This is a genomic window from Xanthomarina arctica (assembly GCF_014638915.1).
GTDB lineage: Bacteria > Bacteroidota > Bacteroidia > Flavobacteriales > Flavobacteriaceae > Xanthomarina > Xanthomarina arctica.
The window spans coordinates 1-1,720 of record NZ_BMFQ01000011.1 but is presented as its reverse complement, the minus strand read 5'-3'; the positions used below and the strand labels follow the sequence as shown (position 1 = coordinate 1,720).

General features: G+C 30.2%; 3 protein-coding genes. All 3 read right to left on the bottom strand.

Annotated elements, in window-relative coordinates; all coding sequences use genetic code 11:
* Positions 1-124: 124 nt before the first annotated feature.
* Positions 125-601, bottom strand: a complete 477-nt coding sequence (locus tag IEV77_RS17325; RefSeq protein WP_188467170.1) for a hypothetical protein — start codon at positions 599-601, stop codon at positions 125-127.
* Entirely contained in the window at positions 585-824 is a 240-nt protein-coding gene (locus tag IEV77_RS17320) for a hypothetical protein (protein ID WP_188467168.1), read from the bottom strand. The genes IEV77_RS17325 and IEV77_RS17320 overlap by 17 nt, the downstream gene beginning before the upstream one ends.
* A gap of 161 nt (positions 825-985) precedes the next feature.
* Complete coding sequence (locus tag IEV77_RS17315; protein WP_188467166.1) at positions 986-1,552, bottom strand: hypothetical protein; 567 nt, start codon at positions 1,550-1,552, stop codon at positions 986-988.
* Positions 1,553-1,720 lie beyond the last annotated feature (168 nt).

Sequence of the window (1,720 nt, the reverse complement as noted above, 5' to 3'; positions counted from 1 at the left end):
ACAGGCTTTTGCCATTGCTAAATCAGGACTAATATTTGACGAAACTTACAGAAGTACTTTAGTAAAAAAATAATAGAATTTTACTTGTTTTTTAGCACAGTACTTTGTTGTGCACAGTATTTTTTTAATTATTTCTGCTATTTCCATCTCCAAAAACTTCTGGTTCTTTGGAATAATCAGCATTTAAATCAATTTTGCATAATTCGATTTGTTCTTCCATTGTCAAATTCGCTTGATATTCTTTTTCATATTCCAACTGTTTTCTTCCTTCAAATGAATTTATGTCCAGACTATAACTAAATCTTTTGTATTGTCTTTTTAGTGTTTCGGACCAACTAACTTTCGGAAAGTCTTTTGGCTTATTATTCTCAAAAATTTCTTGACAAACTAAAAAAGCACTGTTAAAGTCAAGCAAATCCAAGTTGGAAACCCAACCTTTAGCGCATAAATAAACTGGCAATTCATAAACATAGTTGTCGCCTTTTTTTTGAACACTCCAAATGTCAAAAACGCTATATTCAATAGGTACATTGTTGTCCTTTGTTGTTTCAATTCCATTGTCGGTAATTGTCCAACGTCCTATTTTAATTGTCTTCTTCATAATCTATGAATTCCCAAGGAATTTCTTTTTTAAACGTCTGAATACATTTCTCCATTAATTCAAGCGAAATATTTTCTTTAAAAATCTGTATTTTTCTCGTTCTTTCCGTGTCGTCTCTAAATATTTCCACAATCAATTCGTCATTTCGATAGATTTCAACTCCAATTCCGTCACGTTCATTCACGTCACTTGCAATTATAACTCTATCTTTATTTTCCTTCATTTGCGTTCTGTTCGGATATTGTGCACAACGGTTTTGTGTATGATTAGTGGCGTGGTTAAGCAACTAATTTAGCAAATACAAACCAAATAGAAAATACGCGAGTATTTTCGTAAGTAGGCGAGAACCAAGCAATTAATTATACACGGTGTTACCCAACGTTTTTATTCAGTTAATTTTAAATAATTTCCGTTTTCATATTCAATAAATTCAATTCCATTGTCAATAGAATATATTATTTTATTAATTCCAAATTCAGATATTCCCTCAAAGTTGAAAATATCATTGAATGTAAAACCATTTGAATTATAATCAGTCAATTGCTGTTCCGATATATTTTGCTCAAATTCGGTAGTGTTTAATAAAAATCTGTCATTATTTACAAAAATTACGAATGAGGTCAAACTTTGTTCGTTTTTTTCTATTGCTATTGTTAATATAATTCCCTCATTAATAAATGACATTTTAATTGTAGTTGAGTCGAGGAAAGTCACGCTACAATCGTCTCGATTTAAGGGAATTACTTTAGGTTCAGAATCAAATTCAGAATATTGGGCATTTAAAATTTCAGAATTCTGATTTGTAAATTCATTTTCTTGATTTAGTTCAGATGAAATAATCGTTGATTCAAATTCTGTAAATTCAACGTTAATGTCAATTGCACCTCTATCTTCACATCCACAACTATAGACTAAAAAGCAAAATAAAATTAGTGTTAAATATTTTTTCATAAATACGTTTTTATTATAGATGCTTAATTTTAGGAATGGTTGCGTTCAAATGTTGGGTAACGTTTATGTATAAGAATAGTTGCGGGTTTGTATGCGAGGATTTTCCGAAGGAAAATCAGACGTTACAAACACGCAACGACCTTTGATTAAGCACTAAACCGCAATTAT

Coding starts and splice junctions, on each gene's coding strand:
- IEV77_RS17325 (WP_188467170.1), bottom strand. CDS start 601: ATGAAGAAGACAATTAAAATAGGACGTTGGACAATTACCGACAATGGA.
- IEV77_RS17320 (WP_188467168.1), bottom strand. CDS start 824: ATGAAGGAAAATAAAGATAGAGTTATAATTGCAAGTGACGTGAATGAA.
- IEV77_RS17315 (WP_188467166.1), bottom strand. CDS start 1,552: ATGAAAAAATATTTAACACTAATTTTATTTTGCTTTTTAGTCTATAGT.